This is a genomic window from Constrictibacter sp. MBR-5, assembly GCF_040549485.1.
Lineage (GTDB): Bacteria > Pseudomonadota > Alphaproteobacteria > JAJUGE01 > JAJUGE01 > Constrictibacter.
The window spans coordinates 302,664-319,013 of sequence record NZ_JBEPTK010000005.1 but is presented as its reverse complement, the minus strand read 5'-3'; the positions used below and the strand labels follow the sequence as shown (position 1 = coordinate 319,013).

General features: G+C 68.9%; 13 protein-coding genes. 10 read left to right on the top strand and 3 right to left on the bottom strand.

Features of this window, described 5'->3' with window-relative positions; genetic code table 11:
- Positions 1-268 precede the first annotated feature (268 nt).
- The gene (locus ABIE65_RS13715; RefSeq protein WP_354078356.1) at positions 269-2,236 is read left to right on the top strand and encodes a TRAP transporter permease; all 1,968 of its coding nucleotides are present in this window, start codon (positions 269-271) and stop codon (positions 2,234-2,236) included.
- A 50-nt stretch (positions 2,237-2,286) separates the two neighbouring features.
- On the opposite strand, the gene ABIE65_RS13710 is transcribed toward ABIE65_RS13715, so the two are convergent.
- The gene (locus ABIE65_RS13710) at positions 2,287-3,894 is read right to left on the bottom strand and encodes an ABC transporter substrate-binding protein (protein ID WP_354078355.1); all 1,608 of its coding nucleotides are present in this window, start codon (positions 3,892-3,894) and stop codon (positions 2,287-2,289) included.
- A gap of 181 nt (positions 3,895-4,075) precedes the next feature.
- On the opposite strand from ABIE65_RS13710, the gene ABIE65_RS13705 reads away from it, so the two are divergent.
- The 3 genes from ABIE65_RS13705 (at position 4,076) to ABIE65_RS13695 (ending at position 6,706) form a co-directional block, all read left to right on the top strand.
- Positions 4,076-5,518: an FAD-binding oxidoreductase gene (locus ABIE65_RS13705; protein WP_354078354.1), complete on the top strand. Its 1,443-nt coding sequence runs from the start codon at positions 4,076-4,078 to the stop codon at positions 5,516-5,518.
- Positions 5,519-5,579: 61 nt separating this feature from the next.
- Positions 5,580-6,134, top strand: coding sequence for a GNAT family N-acetyltransferase (locus ABIE65_RS13700; RefSeq protein ID WP_354078353.1), 555 nt, complete (start codon positions 5,580-5,582; stop codon positions 6,132-6,134).
- Positions 6,135-6,139: 5 nt separating this feature from the next.
- The gene (locus ABIE65_RS13695) at positions 6,140-6,706 is read left to right on the top strand and encodes a toxin-activating lysine-acyltransferase (RefSeq protein WP_354078352.1); all 567 of its coding nucleotides are present in this window, start codon (positions 6,140-6,142) and stop codon (positions 6,704-6,706) included.
- Here the strand turns inward: ABIE65_RS13695 and ABIE65_RS13690 are convergent.
- Positions 6,703-7,347, bottom strand: coding sequence for a PAS domain-containing protein (locus ABIE65_RS13690; protein WP_354078351.1), 645 nt, complete (start codon positions 7,345-7,347; stop codon positions 6,703-6,705). The two genes, ABIE65_RS13695 and ABIE65_RS13690, sit on opposite strands and share 4 nt — an antisense overlap.
- Between ABIE65_RS13690 and ABIE65_RS13685 the strand changes: the two genes are divergently transcribed.
- The 6 genes from ABIE65_RS13685 to ABIE65_RS13660 all read left to right on the top strand — a co-directional run bounded on the left by ABIE65_RS13685 (position 7,346) and on the right by ABIE65_RS13660 (position 16,103).
- The gene (locus ABIE65_RS13685; protein ID WP_354078350.1) at positions 7,346-9,142 is read left to right on the top strand and encodes an acyl-CoA dehydrogenase; all 1,797 of its coding nucleotides are present in this window, start codon (positions 7,346-7,348) and stop codon (positions 9,140-9,142) included. The two genes, ABIE65_RS13690 and ABIE65_RS13685, sit on opposite strands and share 2 nt — an antisense overlap.
- Positions 9,143-9,224: 82 nt before the next feature.
- Positions 9,225-10,466: a cytochrome P450 gene (locus ABIE65_RS13680; protein WP_354078348.1), complete on the top strand. Its 1,242-nt coding sequence runs from the start codon at positions 9,225-9,227 to the stop codon at positions 10,464-10,466.
- Between the two features lie 178 nt (positions 10,467-10,644).
- Positions 10,645-11,475, top strand: coding sequence for an outer membrane protein assembly factor BamD (locus ABIE65_RS13675; protein ID WP_354078347.1), 831 nt, complete (start codon positions 10,645-10,647; stop codon positions 11,473-11,475).
- A gap of 7 nt (positions 11,476-11,482) precedes the next feature.
- Entirely contained in the window at positions 11,483-13,147 is a 1,665-nt protein-coding gene (recN, locus tag ABIE65_RS13670; protein ID WP_354078346.1) for a DNA repair protein RecN, read from the top strand.
- Positions 13,148-13,172: 25 nt separating this feature from the next.
- Complete coding sequence (gene ligA / locus ABIE65_RS13665; protein WP_354078345.1) at positions 13,173-15,287, top strand: NAD-dependent DNA ligase LigA; 2,115 nt, start codon at positions 13,173-13,175, stop codon at positions 15,285-15,287.
- A 114-nt stretch (positions 15,288-15,401) separates the two neighbouring features.
- A complete protein-coding gene (locus ABIE65_RS13660; protein WP_354078344.1) occupies positions 15,402-16,103 on the top strand; it encodes a pirin family protein in 702 nt (233 codons plus the stop codon).
- A 31-nt stretch (positions 16,104-16,134) separates the two neighbouring features.
- Here the strand turns inward: ABIE65_RS13660 and ABIE65_RS13655 are convergent, their stop codons facing one another.
- Positions 16,135-16,290, bottom strand: a complete 156-nt coding sequence (locus tag ABIE65_RS13655) for a hypothetical protein (RefSeq protein ID WP_354078343.1) — start codon at positions 16,288-16,290, stop codon at positions 16,135-16,137.
- Positions 16,291-16,350 lie beyond the last annotated feature (60 nt).

Here is a 16,350-nt window from a genome sequence, read left to right as displayed (position 1 = left end):
CCAAGCGCGCGGGTCGCAACCGGTCGATGCGAAGCGCCTGAGGTTCGGCGGCCACGGCGCGCGGGCAGCCGCACGCCCGGGCAGAGCGAGATGCGTGAATCCGATTGATCGGCGACCCGGTTTGCCGTTAGCTCCCGCACATAGGCATCCTCCGGAGGAGTGAAGGCGGGCCACGACCCGCCCGTCGCGCGCAGATACAGCCGCCAAGAGCCCGTTCCGGGCCGGCGCGTGCGACCGCCTTTCGTATTTCATTGGGAGCGAAACGCAGATGACGCAGCAAAGCGGCGCGTCCTCGGCTGTCCTCGAGGTGCTCGGCGCCTCGGAGGTCGGGCCGGCCGACGCCGGCAGGGTGAAGGGCTTCGTACTGGCGATCGTGCTGGTGCTCGGCGGCAGCGGCGTGCTGCTGACGGTCAACCAGACGTTCAACCTGCAGCTCTTCGGGATCCTGATCCTCGACACGTCCTTCTATTACATCCTGCTGGCACTGTTCCTGTCTCTGACGTTCATCCTCTATCCGGCGCGCAAGGCCGATGCCACGCACGTGCCGTGGTACGACTGGCTGCTGTTCGCCGCGACGGCCGGGACCGCACTATGGCTCGCCTGGCATGGCGGCCGGATCGTCGCCGAGGGCTGGGACATCAACGCCCCCGACGACGCGACGATCCTGGCGGGCGCCGTCTGCCTGCTCGCCCTGGAGGCGCTGCGCCGGGCTGGCGGCATCGTCCTGTTCGGGCTCTGCGCCCTGTTCATGACATATCCGCTGTTCGCCGACGTCATGCCCGGCTTCCTCTGGGGCCCGGCGATGTCGGTGGAGGAGACGGTCCGCTCGCACGTCATGGGCGTCGAGAGCATCATCGGCGTGCCGATGCGCACGGTCGCCAACCTGCTGGTCGGCTTCCTGCTGTTCGGCTCGGCCCTCGTCGTTACCGGCGGCGGCGAGTTCTTCATGTCGCTCGCCATGGCGCTGATGGGCCGATCGCGCGGCGGCCCGGCGAAAGTCGCCGTGCTGTCGAGCGGCTTCTTCGGCTCGCTCTCCGGCAGCGTCATCTCTAACGTCGTCACGACCGGCCAGATCACCATCCCGACGATGAAGCGGATCGGCTATCCGGCGAGCTATGCAGGCGCGGTGGAGGCGTGCGCTTCGACCGGCGGCGCGCTGATGCCGCCGGTGATGGGCGCGGTCGCCTTCATCATGGCCGAGTTCCTGAACGTGCCCTACAGCACGATCATGCTCGCCGCTCTGGTCCCCGCCCTGCTCTACTATCTGGCGCTCATCCTTCAGGCCGATCACTACGCCGCGGTGCACGGCCTGAAGGGTCAGCCGGCGAGCGAGATCCCGCGCATCGGCCCGGTCGTGAAGGAGGGCTGGTACTATCTCTTCTCGATCGCGCTGCTGACCTACCTGCTGCTCGAACTGCGCGCCGAGGCGGTGGCACCCTACATCGCCACCGTGGCACTGGTCCTGACGGCATCGCTGCGGCGGAAGAACCGGTTCAACATCGCGGCGGCACGGGAACTGCTGCTCGACACGACGCGCAACGTCGTGAACATCGTCGCCATCCTGGCGGGCGTCGGCTTCATCGTCGGCTCGCTGTCCTATACCGGCGTGGGCGGCGCCTTCTCCCGCGAACTGCTGCAGTTCGCCGGCGGCAACGTGCACCTGCTGCTGATCTTCGGCGCCATTACCAGCTTCGTGCTCGGCATGGGGATGACCTCCAGCGCCTGCTACATCTTCCTGGCCATCGTGCTGGGTCCGGCACTGATCGACGGCGGCCTGAACGCCATCGCCAGCCACCTGTTCATCCTCTACTGGGGCCTGATCAGCTTCATCACGCCGCCGGTGGCGCTGGCCGCCATCGCCGCGGCGAGCATCGCGAAGTCGAACCCATTCACGACGGGCATGCAGTCGATGCGGCTGGGCCTGATCAATTTCTTCCTGCCCTTCCTGTTCGTGCTGAACCCGACGCTGATCCTGATCGGCGAGCCCGGCGCCATCGTCCACGACGTGACCACCGCCGTCATCGCGGTCTGGCTGCTGGCGTCGTCGACCGAGGGCTGGCTCTACGGCGTCGGCCGGATCGGCATCGTGTCGCGGGCGGCACTCTTCGTCGGTGCCTTCGGCCTCCTCGATCCGGGCTGGGAGACCGACGCGGTCGGCGCCGTGCTGCTGGCCGGCGTCTATGCCTGGGCGCTGCTGGCGCGCCGACGGCGGGACGGGCGCCTGGGCACCGCGTGACCTGACGGCCCTGTCGCGCGGAGGCCGCCAGGCTCCGCGCGACGGTGGTCCTACCGCTTCAGCCAGAGGTCTTCGAACCGCCAGCCGTTGTAGATGCTGTTGATCTGGACCGTGTAGTTCTGCACCTGCGGGTGCCAGCAACCGATGCCGACGGGGTGGTAGAGCGTCGGGCGGGCGACCTCCTCCTGGAGCTTGCGGTCGATCTGCCAGACGATCTCACGCCGCTTCTGCTGGTCCGGCTCCATCGACTGCCTGTCGAACAGCGTCTCGAGTTCCTTGTTGCAGTAGCCGTTGTAGTTGCGGATCGAGTTGCAGGCATAGTTCTCGTAGAAATGCTGGTCCGGATCGTCGACCGCCGAGCCGGTCATGTTCATCGCGACCGTGAATCGCTTGGCGGTGATCGTGCTGTAGTAGACGGCAGAATCGATGATCTCGAGTTCGGCCTGAATGTTGATCTTCGACAACTGGTCGATGAAGATCACCGCGGGGTCGCGATAGCTCGCGATGTTGCGGGTTATGACCTTGATCTTCAGCGGGCTGTTCTCGGTGTAGCCGAGCTTCTCCATGATCGCCCGGGCGTCGTCGCGATTCTTCTCGACGTCGCCGCCATAGCCGGGAATCTGCTTCAGGATCTCGTCGGGCAGGCCCCACTGGCCGGACGGCGGCGGCAGCATGGCACCGCCGATGCCGCCCTGCCCTTCGTTGATGATCTCGTTGAAGGCGTCGCGGTCGAGCGTAAGCGCCAGGGCGCGCCGCAGGTCGGGATTGTCGAAGGGCGGCGCTTCCTGGTTAACCAGGATGTTGGACGCGTTGTTGTTCAGGCGCTGGGTGCATTGCGCGTTCGGCGCCTGCGCCTTCAGGTCCTTCAGCGTCGGCACCGTCACGTCCGTCGGAAACGTGATGTCGTGCTCGCCCGCGATGAACGCGAGGTGGCGTGTCGAACGGCTGGAGATGATCTGGTAGGCGATGCCGTCGAGGTAGGGCAGGCCCTTCTTGAAGTAGTCGGGATTCTTCTCCAGCACGAGCCGTTCGTTCTGCCGGTACGTGACCAGTTTGAACGGGCCGGTGCCGATGGGCTTGGTGCGCATGTCGGCGGGCGGGACGTGGCATGCGTAGACCGGCGACTGGCCCGAGGCGAGCAGCGCCAGGAACGCCGGCTGCGGGCGGCCCAGTTCGAAGGTGACCGTGAAGTCGTCCTCGACCTTCACCTCCTTCAGATTGTGGTACCAGATCTCGCGCGGGTTGCGGCGAAGCTTGCGGGCCTCCGACTTGCCCTGGAGCATGTCCCACGTGCACTTGACGTCCGCGGCGGTGAACGGCGCGCCGTCGTGCCATTTCACCCCCTGCCGCAGCTTGAAGGTGACGGCGGTGTTGTCGTCGTTCCAGGACCAGCTCTCGGCGAGGTCGGGGCGGATCGTCTCCAGGCTGTTCTGCGGCTCGTGCTGGTCGTAGACGACCAGGTTCGACATCACCGGCATCATCGGGAAGATCGTCGCGACCGTCGATTCCTCGTGGATCGAGAGCGACGGCGGATTGCCGAAGAGCTGCGCCCTCAGCGTGCCTCCCGCCTGCTGTGCCAGTGCGGGCGCCCCAGCCATGCAGACCGCGGCGGCGACGGCCCCCATCAGGCACGCCATCCCATTAAGAGTGCGCATCATCCATCCCTCCCGGATTGTTCTGTTGCTTGTTCCGGCAGGGTCCGCACTATGTCCGTACAAGTCAACCCGGCGGGAGGCCCGGCGGCGGCGGCGGCTCCCGCCGACTGCTTGCCGCGCGAACGGCAACGCGTTACATGCGCAGGCAGGAAAATGGATCATTCCAGCCAGAAAGCGCACGCGCATGGACGCTCCCGCACCGCTTCCCGACCGCCTGATCGCCGGCCTGCGCGCGGTCGTGGGCGAGCGTGGCATCGTCACGGACGCGGCCGAGATGGCGCCGCACCTGGTCGAGATGCGCGGCCTCTACAAGGGCGCCTCCCCGCTGCTGGTGCGGCCCGGATCGACCGAAGAGGTGGCGAAGGTCGTGAAGCTCTGCGCCGAGGCCGGGGTGCCGATCGTGCCGCAGGGCGGCAACACCAGCCTGTGCGGCGGCTCCATCCCGTTCGAGCAGGGCCGCGAGATCATCCTCAGCCTGTCGCGCATGAACAAGGTGCGCGAGGTCGACACGCTCGACTACACGATCACGGTCGAGGCGGGCTGCATCCTGCAGAACATCCAGCAGGCCGCGGCCGATGCCGACCGCCTGTTCCCGCTCAGCCTGGGGGCGGAGGGCAGCTGCCAGATCGGCGGCAACATCGCGACGAACGCCGGCGGCATCAACACGCTGCGCTACGGCAACATGCGCGACCTCGTTCTGGGCGTCGAAGTGGTGCTGTCGGACGGTCGGATCTGGGACGGGCTGCGCCGGCTGCGCAAGGACAATACCGGCTATGACCTGAAGCAGCTGTTCATCGGCGGCGAAGGCACGCTGGGCATCGTGACGGCCGCCGTGCTGAAGCTGTTCCCGCGCCCGAAGGAGGAGGTGACCGCGATGTGCGCCGTCTCCTCCCTGCCCGGCGTCGTCGACCTGCTGTCGCGCGTGCGGTCCGGCACGGGCGACCAAGTCAGCGCCTTCGAGTACATGGCGCGCTTCTGCATCGATCTCGCGGCCAAGCACATCCCGGGCGTGCGGGACCCGTTCGAGCAGCGCTACGAGCACTACGCGCTGATGCGCGCCGGCGCCGGCCGCGCCGACAGCGGCCTGCGCGAGATCATGGAAGAGGTGCTGGCGACCGCGATGGAGGAAGGGCTGGTGCTCGACGCGGTGCTGGCCGAGAGCGAGCAGCAGGTGAAGGACCTGTGGCGGATCCGCGAGGCGGTGGTCGAAGGCCAGATCCCCGAGGGCGGCAGCATCAAGCACGACGTGTCCGTGCCCGTGTCGCGCATCGCCGCCTTCATCGAGGAAGCGGGCAAGGCAGTCGAGAAGACCATCCCCGGCGCCCGCCCCTGCCCCTTCGGCCACATCGGCGACGGCAACATCCACTACAACGTCACCCAGCCGGTGGGCGCGGACAAGCAGGCCTATCTGGCACGCTGGTACGAGTTGAACGAGGCGGTGCACGACATCGTCGTCGCGATGGGCGGCAGCATCAGCGCCGAACACGGCATCGGCCGCCTGAAGAGGGGCGAACTGGCGCACTACAAGAGCCCGGTGGCGCTCGACCTGATGCGGCGGATCAAGGACGCGTTCGACCCCAACGACATCATGAACCCAGGCAAGGTGGTGCCGGACGCGGAGCATTGATGCCCCCGCGGAGCCGCCTACGGCAGGGGCATGGGCGACCGGGCCGCGGCGGTAACCTGCGATGAGCGACGTCGCCAGCCGGACCACGGAGCGGCTCCACCTGCGCCCGATCCGGCCGGACGACCTGTCGGACCTGACCGCGCTGTTCGCGCTGCCGGAGACGGTGGCGCACCGGCCGCAGCCCGCCGTGGATCCGCCGGACGTCAGTCGCGCGCGGCTCGATCGGGCGCTCGATCATTGGCGGGAGCACCGGTTCGGCACCTGGACGATCGCCGCGGACGGACGAACGATCGGTTTCGGCGGCCTCACCCGCAGGACCGGATACGAAGGCCTGAACATCTCCTACCACCTGTTCCCGCACAGCTGGCGGCGAGACTATGCGACAGCGTTCGTGAACGAAGCGGTCGCCGTCGCCTTCGGGCCGCTGGAGGCGACGCGCGTCGTGGGCCTGGTGCGGCCCGCTAACCCGGCATCGCGGCGGGTGCTGGAACGGGCTGGATTCGTCGCCGAGGGCGAAGTCGACTACGGCGGCGCGCCGATCACCCTGCTCGCCCGCTACCGGCCGGCACCCGCGCCTTCGCCTTTTGCTGCCGGCGCCGAAGCGGCGCGAGGCTGATGCCGATGCGGCCCGAAACGCCGACCGCCACGGCCGATCCGGCATCCTCCACGGCACTCAGCGCCATCCAGGATCGCGACCGCTACAGGGCCCTCGGCCGGACGGTCAGCTACCTGATGACGAAGCCGGCGTTCGCGCGGCTGTCGTTCGGTCACTGGTCGCGGATCCTGACCGGCCAGGTCAATCGAGGTCATTATTTCTTTGTCGTCCGCGGCGGCACGATCGTCGGCTTCCTGGGCTGGGCGGTGACCACCGAGGACAAGGCAGACCGCTGGCTGGCCGGGACGCATCCGCTGAAGGCGGAGGATTCCAATGCCGGCGACTGCATCCTGATCAATGCGTGGGCGGCGAACGACGGGGCGGTGCATCGCTTCGTCATAGAGAACCTGCGCCGCGTGGGACAGGGCAAGCGGCTGCTCTACGGAAAGCGCGTCTATGCGGACGGGCGGGTGCGCAACCTGAAGGTCCCCGTGAGCCGCTTCGTGCCGAACCATATCCGCACCACGTCCCCGGCGGCGGTGAGTCCGACAAACGATCCGCCGGCGCCCGGGGGCGGACTGAACCGGCGCTAGAGGTAGATGATCCCGTTCAGGAGCGTATCGACGGACATCCCGTTCTCCGACAGCGGCAGCATGACGCACTCGTACATCACTGGTCGCTTGTCGATGATCCGCTCGTCCCGGACGTGGAGCGGCGCCGCGGTCGTCGCAACCTGGGCGAAATGCACCGCGGCACGGTCGCGGAAATCCTCCGATGTCAGATCCGACAGCAGAAGACCCGTGAGCTCGCGGCCCGATCGGCGTGCCAGCTCGGTTCCATGAAGCCTGATGCGGAAGTCACCGCTGTCGGCGAGTACGTCTATGAGTGACAGATTTCCCAGAATGAACTGAAGCTGGAGAGGGTCCACCTCCCGACGGGAGGGGCAGATGCGCGCACCGCGCAACCCATCCCAATAGTTGTACAGGCGCCGCAACCTGTCGTCCGCAATACACTGCGGTAGCTCGGCAGACGTGCCGCTCGTGACCCCCTCCCCCAATACCCCGCCCCCGGGGAACGCAAATCTGTCAATGATTAACGACAGATATTGCACCAGCATGATCCACCGCCCAAGGGCCGAGGGGTGTGATCCAGCGCACACATGCGTGATCACGTTGACGAAGCGCGGCTGCCACGGCACTTGATGGGGAAACGCTCGCCAGGAGAAGAACGGCATGTCCGACTATCGCGCGCCCATCGACGAGATGCGCTTCGTGCTGCGCGAGATCGCGGGACTGGATTCCGTGGCCGCGCTGCCCGGCTGCGAGGAAGCGACGCCGGAGCTCGTGGACGCGGCCCTTGCGGAGGCCGGCAAGCTGGCCGGCGAGGTGCTCGGTCCGCTCAACCATTCGGGCGACCAGGACGGCGCGCGCCTGGAGAACGGCGTCGTCCGCACCCCGAGCGGGTTCAAGGAAGCGTATGACGCCTATGTCGCGGGCGGCTGGAACGGCGTTCCGTTCGAGCCCGGCTTCGGCGGCCAGGGCCTGCCTTGGCTGGTCTCGACGGCGCTGAACGAGATGTGGTCGTCGGCCAATCTGTCCTTCTCGCTCTGCCCGCTGCTCACCCAGGGGGCCGTCGACCTGCTGACGGCGCACGGTTCCGACGCGCAGAAGGCGACCTATCTGCCGAAGATGATCTCCGGCGAATGGACCGGCACCATGAACTTGACCGAGCCGCAGGCGGGTTCGGACGTCGGCGCGCTGCGCACGCGCGCCGTCCGGGAGGGCGACCACTACCGGATCACCGGCCAGAAGATCTACATCACCTACGGCGAGCACGATCTGACGGACAACATTGTCCACATGGTGCTGGCGCGCACGCCGGACGCACCGCCCGGCGTGAAGGGCATCTCGCTCTTCATCGTGCCGAAATACCTGCCGAAGCCCGACGGCTCGCCCGGCGAGCGCAACGACCTGCGTGTCGCGTCGATCGAACACAAGCTCGGGATTCATGCGAGCCCAACCTGCGTCATGGCCTATGGCGACGGTGGCGGGGCAATCGGCTATCTGGTCGGCGAAGAGTGCCGCGGCATCGAGTACATGTTCACGATGATGAACAATGCGCGGCTGGGCGTGGGCCTGCAGGGCGTCGCGATCGCCGAGCGGGCGCTGCAGCAGGCGCGCGCCTACGCGCACGAGCGGACCCAGGGGCGCGACCCCTCGGGCAAGGGCGGCGACGCCCCCGCCGCGATCATCCGCCATCCCGACGTTCGCCGCATGCTGATGACGATGCGCGCGCAGACGGAAGCGGTGCGGGCCCTCGCCTACTACGCCGCCGCCGGGCTGGACGGTGCGCGCCGCGACCCCGACGCGGATCGCCGCCGCGCCATCCAGGCACGGGTCGACCTTCTCATCCCGGTGGTCAAGGCTTGGTCGACCGATGTCGGCGTCGAGGTCGCCTCGATCGGCGTGCAGATCCACGGCGGCATGGGCTTCATCGAGGAGACGGGTGCGGCACAGCATTATCGCGACGCACGGATCGCGCCGATCTACGAAGGCACCAACGGCATCCAGGCGCTCGACCTGTTCGGCCGCAAGCTGATGCGCGACCGGGGCGAGGCGATGCGCAGCCTCATCGCGGAGATGCGGAGCCTCGATGCCGACCTCGCCGCCGGACGCGGTGACGACATCGAGGTGATACGGCTGGCCCTCGACACCGCGATCGGCACGCTCGAACGCGCGACGGAAGCCCTGATCGAGATCGCGCGCGACGACATGGCCGCCGCCGCAGCCGGGGCGTCCTACTATCTCCGCCTGACCGGGACCGTCGTCGGCGGCTGGCTGCTCGCGAAGGGCGCACTGGCGGCGCTGCGCCAGATGGAAGCGGGCGAAGGCGATCCGGGATTCCTGGAGGCGAAGCTGGTGACCGCACGATTCTATGCGGAACACATCGTGCCGACGGGGACCGCGCTGCTGGCCCCAATCGAACGCGGCGGCCGCTCCGTGATGGCATTGGCGGACGACCAGATCTGAGTCCGGCGGAACCGCAGCGGCGGTCATCCATTGAGAGGATGGACCGGCCGCGACGGGCGGCCGGCGCGCCGCCGAAGGGTTCATGGACGGAATTCCGCGCGACCGCGCCTTCGATGCGACGCCTGCGCTCCTGTCGGAGGGCTACCGCTTCATCTCCAACCGCTGCCGCCGCTACGGCAGCGACACGGTGCGGACGCGCCTGATGCTCCGACCGGTCACCTGCATGATCGGCGAGGAGGCGGCCGCGCTCTTCTACGAAGGCGACCGGATGACCCGCCGGGGCGCCACGCCGAAGTCGGCTTTGTGGCTGCTTCAGGACGAGGGCAGCGTCCAGGGACTCGACGGCCCCGCCCACCGCCGTCGCAAGCGCATGTTCATGGCGCTGATGACGCCGGCCAGCACGGAGGGCCTCGTCGCGGCGGTGGCCGACGCGTGGCGTGCACGCACGGGGCAGTGGCAGGCCGGCGAAACGGTCGTACTGCTCGACGAGGCCGAGCAGGTCCTCTGCCGGGCAGTCTGCCGCTGGGCGGGCGTGCCGCTGGACGCGAACCGCGCCAGCCGCCTCACGCGGGAGCTGAGCGCCATGATCGACGGCGCCGGATCCGTCGGGCCGCGTAACTGGCGCGCCCAGCTGCTGCGGGCCCGCACGGAGCGGTGGGCGCGAGCCCTCGTCCGCACTGTACGGGCCGAGCCCGACATCGCCCGCGAGGACAGCCCGCTCCGGGCCTTCGCGCTGCATCGCGACGACGACGGGTCGCTGCTGCCGGAACGCGTGGCGGCGGTCGAACTGTTGAACCTCCTGCGCCCGACCGTGGCCATCGGCCGCTACATCGTCTTTGCGGCGCTCGCACTGCACCGCGATCCGCGGCAGAGGGAACGGGTGGCGCACGGGACGGACGCCGAGGTCGCCGCCTTCGTCCTGGAGACCCGTCGCTTCTACCCGTTCTTCCCGTTCGTCGGCGGCCTCGTACGCGAGCCCGTCACGTGGCGTGGCGAAACCCTGCAGCCAGGGACGTGGGCGCTTCTGGACCTCTACGGCACCAATCGAGACCCGCGCCTGTGGGACGAGCCGGAAACCTTCCGGCCGGAGCGTTTCGACGGCGTGCAGCCGCGCGCCAACGCACTCGTCCCGCAAGGTGGCGGCGACCATTTCGCCGGCCATCGCTGTGCCGGGGAATGGGTGACGAACGCCGTCCTGGAGCGGACGGTGCGCCTCCTCTGCACCGAGACGAGCTACGCCGTGCCGGAGCAGGATCTGCACATCGACCTCGCGCGGATGCCGGCCCGCCCGGCGAGCGGCCTGATCGTTCGGGCCGGAAGATAAGGAGCGCGATACTTGAGCGGACGATGGACGCGGGCCCACGCGCTGCCCATCTTTGGTGCCGCGGAAGCTCCATGCTATACAGCAGCCCGGTGACGACGGGCGGTGGTGGGGCCCGTTCGAGCCACGCCTATCGGAACGGCGCGGCCGCCGCTTCGCAGTCGGAGAGACGTTCAGACTCATGCACCCGTCCCAGCCCACCCGTCGCGTCGTCCGTCTCGCCGCGGCTGTCGCCGTCTCGCTCCTGATCGCCGGGTGCGGCAGCACCAGCAACGAGCCGAAGTATGTGGAGCGCCCGGTCGAGGAGCTCTACAACGAGGGAATGGATGCGCTCGACCAGAGCAACTACGCCACGGCAGCGCGCCTGTTCGACGAGGTGGAGCGGCAGCATCCCTATTCGGTCTGGGCGACGAAGGCTCAGCTCATGGCGGCGCATGCGCACTATGAGAACGATTCCTTCGACGACGCGATCGTGGCGCTCGACCGCTTCATCCAGCTCCATCCCGGCAGCCCGGACATCGCCTTCGCCTACTATCTGAAGGCGCTGACCTACTACAAGCAGATCACCGACGTGGGCCGCGACCAGCGCTCGACCGAACTGGCGCTCAACGCCCTCGACGAGGTGATTCGCCGCTTCCCGAACACGGACTATGCGCGCGACGCGAAGCTGAAGCTGGACCTGACGCGCGACCATCTCGCCGGCAAGGAGATGGAGATCGGCCGCTTCTATCTGAAGCGCGGGCATTGGCTGGCGGCGATCAACCGGTTCAAGAAGGTCGTGGAGCAGTATCAGACGACGACCCACGTGCCGGAGGCGCTGCACCGGATGACCGAGGCCTACCTGGCGCTCGGCCTGAAGGATCAGGCCTATCGCGTGGCGGCCGTGCTGGGGCACAACTATCCTGGCAGCGAGTGGTACATGGACAGCTACGCGCTGCTGGAAGGCAAGGACGTACGGCCACCGTCCGAACAGCCCGGCCTGCTGGGCCGCGCCTGGAACAGCGTCTTCTGATCGGAGCATGCTGACGACGCTGTCCATACGGGATGTCGTCCTCATCGAGCGCCTCGATCTCACTTTCGCGCGCGGATTGTGCGCGCTCACCGGCGAGACCGGTGCCGGCAAGTCGATTCTCCTGGACGCACTGGGACTGGCGCTGGGTGCCCGTGCGGACGCGGGGCTGGTTCGGGCCGGAGCCGAGCGCGCGGTCGTCACCGCCGGTTTCGACCTCGCCGCCGACCACCCGGTCTTCGCGCTTCTCGCCGAACAGGACCTTCCCGCCGACGAGATGATCGTGCGCCGGATCGTGACGCCGGACGGTCGGAGCCGCGCCTTCATCAACGACGAGCCGGTATCCGTCGGCCTGCTGCGGCAGGTCGGCGAGGCGCTGGTCGAGATCCAGGGCCAGTTCGACACGCGCGGCCTGATGGATCCGGCGAGCCACCGCGGACTGCTCGACGCCTTCGGCGCCCACGAGCCGGCGCTGGCAGCGGCCGATACGGCGTGGCGGAACTGGCGCGGGGCGGTCGACGCCTGGGAACGGACGCGCAGCGAGGCGGATGCCGCACGTCGCGACGAGGAGCTGTTGCGGGCGGCGCTGGAAGAGCTGGACAGCCTGGCACCGCGCGTTGGCGAGGAAACCGAACTGGCCGACCTGCGCAGCACGCTGGTCAACCGGGAGCGCATCGTCGAGGCGCTCAACGCCGCCGGTGCGGCCCTCGGCGAGGACAATCGGGTGGCGGCGGCGATCGGTGCGGCGCAGCGCGCGCTGGAGCGGGTCGCGGAGATGACCGGCGGCCTGCTCGACGAGCCGCTGTCCGCCCTGGAACGCGCCTCCATCGAACTCGCCGAGGCGACCGCCGGCATCGAGGCGGCGAGCAGCCGCATCGAAACGGACGGCGGGCGAGCCGAGGACGTGGAGGAACGGCTGTTCGCCCTGCGCGGCGTGGCGCGCAAGCACGGGGTCGAGCCCGATGCCCTGCCCGCACTGCATGCGGCGCTGCGCGAGCGGCTCGAGGCACTCGAAGGCGGCGACATCGCGCTCGACCGGCTGCGCGCCGCCGCCGACGCGGCGCGTACACGCTACCGGGACGCAGCCGCAGCACTCTCCGTCGCGCGCGTCAAGGCAGGGAAGCGCCTGGACAAGGCGGTGACGGCGGAACTGTCGCCGCTGAAGCTGGACAAGGCCGCCTTTCGCACCCGCATCGAGGAACTGCCGGAGACGGGCTGGGGTCCGACGGGGGCCGACCGCGTCGCCTTCGAGGTCGCGACGAATCCCGGCGCGCCGCACGGGCCGCTGGCGCGGATCGCGTCGGGCGGCGAACTCGCCCGGTTCATGCTGGCGCTGAAGGTGGTGCTCTCGCGCTCCGGCAGCGCCGACACGCTGGTCTTCGACGAGGTCGACGCGGGCATCGGCGGCGCCGTCGCCGCCGCGGTGGGCGAACGGCTGGCGCGGCTGGCGGAGACCGTCCAGGTACTGGTGGTGACGCATTCGCCCCAGGTAGCGGCGCGTGCCGGGCGGCACTGGCACGTGGCGAAGCGGGTCGGAGCGACCACGGTCACCGACGTCGAGGAGCTGGATCCCCTCGCCCGCCGCGAGGAGATCGCCCGCATGCTGTCCGGCGCCCGGATCACCGACGCGGCCCGCGCCGCGGCGGACAGCCTGCTCGCCGCGGAAAACGCCTGAATCATTCGGGGAAGTCGACGATGTCATGCAGTGCGGGGCGGCGGTGAAGACGTTCGATCGGATTGCCGTCGAGGATCTGACCGACGAGCAGGCGGCGGCCGAGCTGGAGCGGCTGGCGGCGGAGATCGCCGCGCATGACAGGCGCTACTATGTCGAGTCGGCGCCGACCGTGGAGGATGCGGAATACGACGCGCTGCGGCTGCGCAACGAGGCGATCGAGGCGCGCTTTCCTGGCCTCATCCGCGACGACAGCCCGTCGCAGCGGGTGGGGGCGCCGGTGGCCGAGGGCTTCCGGACCGTCAGGCATGCCCGACCGATGCTGTCGCTGCAGAACGCGTTCGACCCCGATGCGGTGCACGAGTTCGTCGCGCGGGTGCGGCGCTTCCTCAGCCTCGGCGAGGACGAGCCCGTCGAGATGGTAGCCGAGCCGAAGATCGACGGCCTGTCGATCTCGCTGCGCTACGAGAAGGGCCGGCTCGTGCTCGGTGCCACGCGCGGCGACGGCACCCAGGGCGAGGACGTCACCGCCAACATCCGCACGATCGGCGACATACCGAGCAGGCTGAAGGGCGACGCGCCGGACGTTCTGGAGGTGCGCGGCGAGATCTACATGCGCCGCCATGACTTCCGCGACATGAACGAGGCGCGCGAGGCGGCGGGCGAGCCGCTCTACGCCAATCCGCGCAACTCGGCCTCCGGATCGCTGCGCCAGCTCGACCCGTCGGTCACCGCGAGGCGGAAGTTGCGCTTCTTCGGCTATTCCTGGGGCGAGATCAGCGAGCCCGCCGGCGACAGCCAGTGGGCGTTCCTGGAGCGGCTGAAGGCCTGGGGATTTCCGGTCAACCCACTGGTCCGGCGCTGCACGTCGGCCGACGAGGCGCTGGCCTTTTATCGGGAGATCGGCGAGGCCCGCGCCGGGCTGGACTACGAGATCGACGGCGTCGTCTACAAGATCAGCCGCTTCGACTGGCAGGAGCGGCTCGGCATGGTCAGCCGCGCACCACGCTGGGCGATCGCGCACAAGTTCGCCGCCGAGCAGGCGGAGACCGTGCTGGAGCGGATCGAGATCCAGGTCGGCCGTACCGGCGCCCTCACCCCGGTGGCCTATCTGGCGCCGGTGACGGTGGGCGGCGTCGTGGTGCGGCGCGCGACCCTGCACAACGAGGACGAGATCGCGCGCAAGGACGTGCGCGTCGGCGACACCGTCGTCATCCAGCGCGCCGGCGACGTCATCCCGCAGGTCGTCTCCGCAGTCCCGGCGAAACGGCCGAAGGACAGCGTGCCCTTCGTCTTTCCCGACCGTTGCCCCGCCTGCGGCAGCCTCGCCGTGCGGCAGACCGATCCCGAAACCGGGACGCAGGACGTCGTGCGGCGCTGTACCGGCGGCCTGATCTGCCCGGCGCAGGCGGTGGAGCGGCTGAAGCATTTCGTCTCGCGCGCCGCGTTCGACATCGAGGGCCTGGGCCGGAAGCACATCCTCGCCTTTTGGGAAGACGAGCTGATCAAGTCGCCGGCCGACATCTTCCGCCTGAAGAACAGGACGGACGCGCTGGAGTCGCGCGAAGGCTGGGGCCGGCAGTCGGTGACGAAGCTGGTCGACGCGATAGAGCAGCGGCGGACGATCGGACTCGACCGGTTCATCTATGCCCTGGGCATCCGACAGGTCGGCGAGGCGACGGCGCGCCTGCTGGCGCGGCACTACGGCACCGTCGGCGCCTGGATGGAGGCGATGATGGGCGCGCTCGACCCCGAAAGCCCGGCGCGGCGGGACCTGATCGCCATCGACCAGATCGGACCGAGCGTCGCTGAGGACCTGACGGCCTTTTTCGCAGAGGAGCACAATCGGCGGCTGCTCGACGACCTGCTGTCCGAGATCACCGTCACGGCGGTGGAGGCACCGCAGGCGACCTCGCCCATCTCCGGCAAGACGGTGGTCTTCACCGGCACGCTGGAGAGCATGGGCCGGAGCGAGGCCAAGGCGCGGGCCGAGAGTCTCGGCGCCAAGGTCGCCGGGTCGGTGTCCGGCAGCACCGACTATCTGGTCGTCGGCGGCAAGCCGGGATCGAAGGCCACGAAGGCGCGCGAGCTGGGGGTGACGGTGGTGTCGGAGGAGGAGTGGCGCGAGCTGATCGGCGGCTGAGGCGCTGACCGCCCGATTGCTTCCGATCTGGAACGGATCTGCTTCCCGCAGGGTCGATTGTTGACGATCCGGGCCTGACCATCTTCTGGAGCAACCGAGCATCAGGAGACGACGATGATCAGGATTCGACGCAGCGAGGAACGGGGCAAGGCCAATTTCGGCTGGCTGGACAGCCGCCACAGCTTCTCCTTCGGCCATTACCGCGACCCCGCGCACATGGGATTCAGCGACCTGCGCGTGATCAACGAGGACTGGGTGGCGCCGGGAGCGGGCTTCGACACCCACCCGCACCGCGACATGGAGATCGTGACCTGGGTGCTGGAGGGCGCCCTCGCCCACCGCGACAGCCTGGGCAACGGCTCCGTGATCGGACCCGGCGACGTGCAGCGCATGACGGCCGGGACCGGGATCCTGCACAGCGAGTTCAACGCCTCGAAGGATGAGCCGGTGCACCTGCTGCAGATCTGGATCCTGCCGGAGCGCGCCGGCCTTACCCCCGGCTACGAGGAGAAGCGGTTCGCGCCCGAAGAGCTGAGCGGCCGGCTGCGCCTCGTCGCCGCTCGCGACGGCCGCGATGGTGCGGTGACGATCCACCAGGACGCCGAACTTCACATCGGACGCCTGGCAGCGGGCGACAGCGTGACGCATGCCATCGCCGAGGGCCGCCACGCCTGGGTGCAGGTGGCGCGGGGCAGCGTGACGGTGCAGGGGACCGAACTGGCGCAGGGCGACGCGGCGGCGGTCTCGGAGGAGCGCGACCTTCGGATCGAGGCGAGCGCCGACGCCGAGATCCTGCTCTTCGATCTGGCGGCCTAGGCGACGGTCGCTCTGAGGAGGCGGGGGCAGATCATCTGCCTCCGCCTCCCTTGGCGGCGATGTTCATCGCGATACCGATCGCGATGCCGAGGCCGATGCCGAGCCCGACATCGCCGAGCGCCAATCCGATCCCTGCCCCCACCGCGATACCGATGGCGAGATTCAGTGCGGCGCCGGTTCCGTGCATCACGCTTACTCAGCCTGCCTGTCGCGTTGCAGCGTTCGCGAGGCGGCATCGGGCCGATCC

Excerpts from the sequence above, each read along its gene's own strand:
- ABIE65_RS13695 (WP_354078352.1), top strand. The coding sequence starts at position 6,140 with ATGCGGCCCGAAACGCCGACCGCCACGGCCGATCCGGCATCCTCCACG.
- ABIE65_RS13660 (WP_354078344.1), top strand. The coding sequence starts at position 15,402 with ATGATCAGGATTCGACGCAGCGAGGAACGGGGCAAGGCCAATTTCGGC.
- recN (WP_354078346.1), top strand. The coding sequence starts at position 11,483 with ATGCTGACGACGCTGTCCATACGGGATGTCGTCCTCATCGAGCGCCTC.
- ABIE65_RS13700 (WP_354078353.1), top strand. The coding sequence starts at position 5,580 with ATGAGCGACGTCGCCAGCCGGACCACGGAGCGGCTCCACCTGCGCCCG.
- ABIE65_RS13710 (WP_354078355.1), bottom strand. The coding sequence starts at position 3,894 with ATGATGCGCACTCTTAATGGGATGGCGTGCCTGATGGGGGCCGTCGCC.
- ABIE65_RS13655 (WP_354078343.1), bottom strand. The coding sequence starts at position 16,290 with ATGCACGGAACCGGCGCCGCACTGAATCTCGCCATCGGTATCGCGGTG.
- ABIE65_RS13680 (WP_354078348.1), top strand. The coding sequence starts at position 9,225 with ATGGACGGAATTCCGCGCGACCGCGCCTTCGATGCGACGCCTGCGCTC.
- ligA (WP_354078345.1), top strand. The coding sequence starts at position 13,173 with ATGCAGTGCGGGGCGGCGGTGAAGACGTTCGATCGGATTGCCGTCGAG.
- ABIE65_RS13715 (WP_354078356.1), top strand. The coding sequence starts at position 269 with ATGACGCAGCAAAGCGGCGCGTCCTCGGCTGTCCTCGAGGTGCTCGGC.
- ABIE65_RS13690 (WP_354078351.1), bottom strand. The coding sequence starts at position 7,347 with ATGCCGTTCTTCTCCTGGCGAGCGTTTCCCCATCAAGTGCCGTGGCAG.
- ABIE65_RS13675 (WP_354078347.1), top strand. The coding sequence starts at position 10,645 with ATGCACCCGTCCCAGCCCACCCGTCGCGTCGTCCGTCTCGCCGCGGCT.
- ABIE65_RS13705 (WP_354078354.1), top strand. The coding sequence starts at position 4,076 with ATGGACGCTCCCGCACCGCTTCCCGACCGCCTGATCGCCGGCCTGCGC.
- ABIE65_RS13685 (WP_354078350.1), top strand. The coding sequence starts at position 7,346 with ATGTCCGACTATCGCGCGCCCATCGACGAGATGCGCTTCGTGCTGCGC.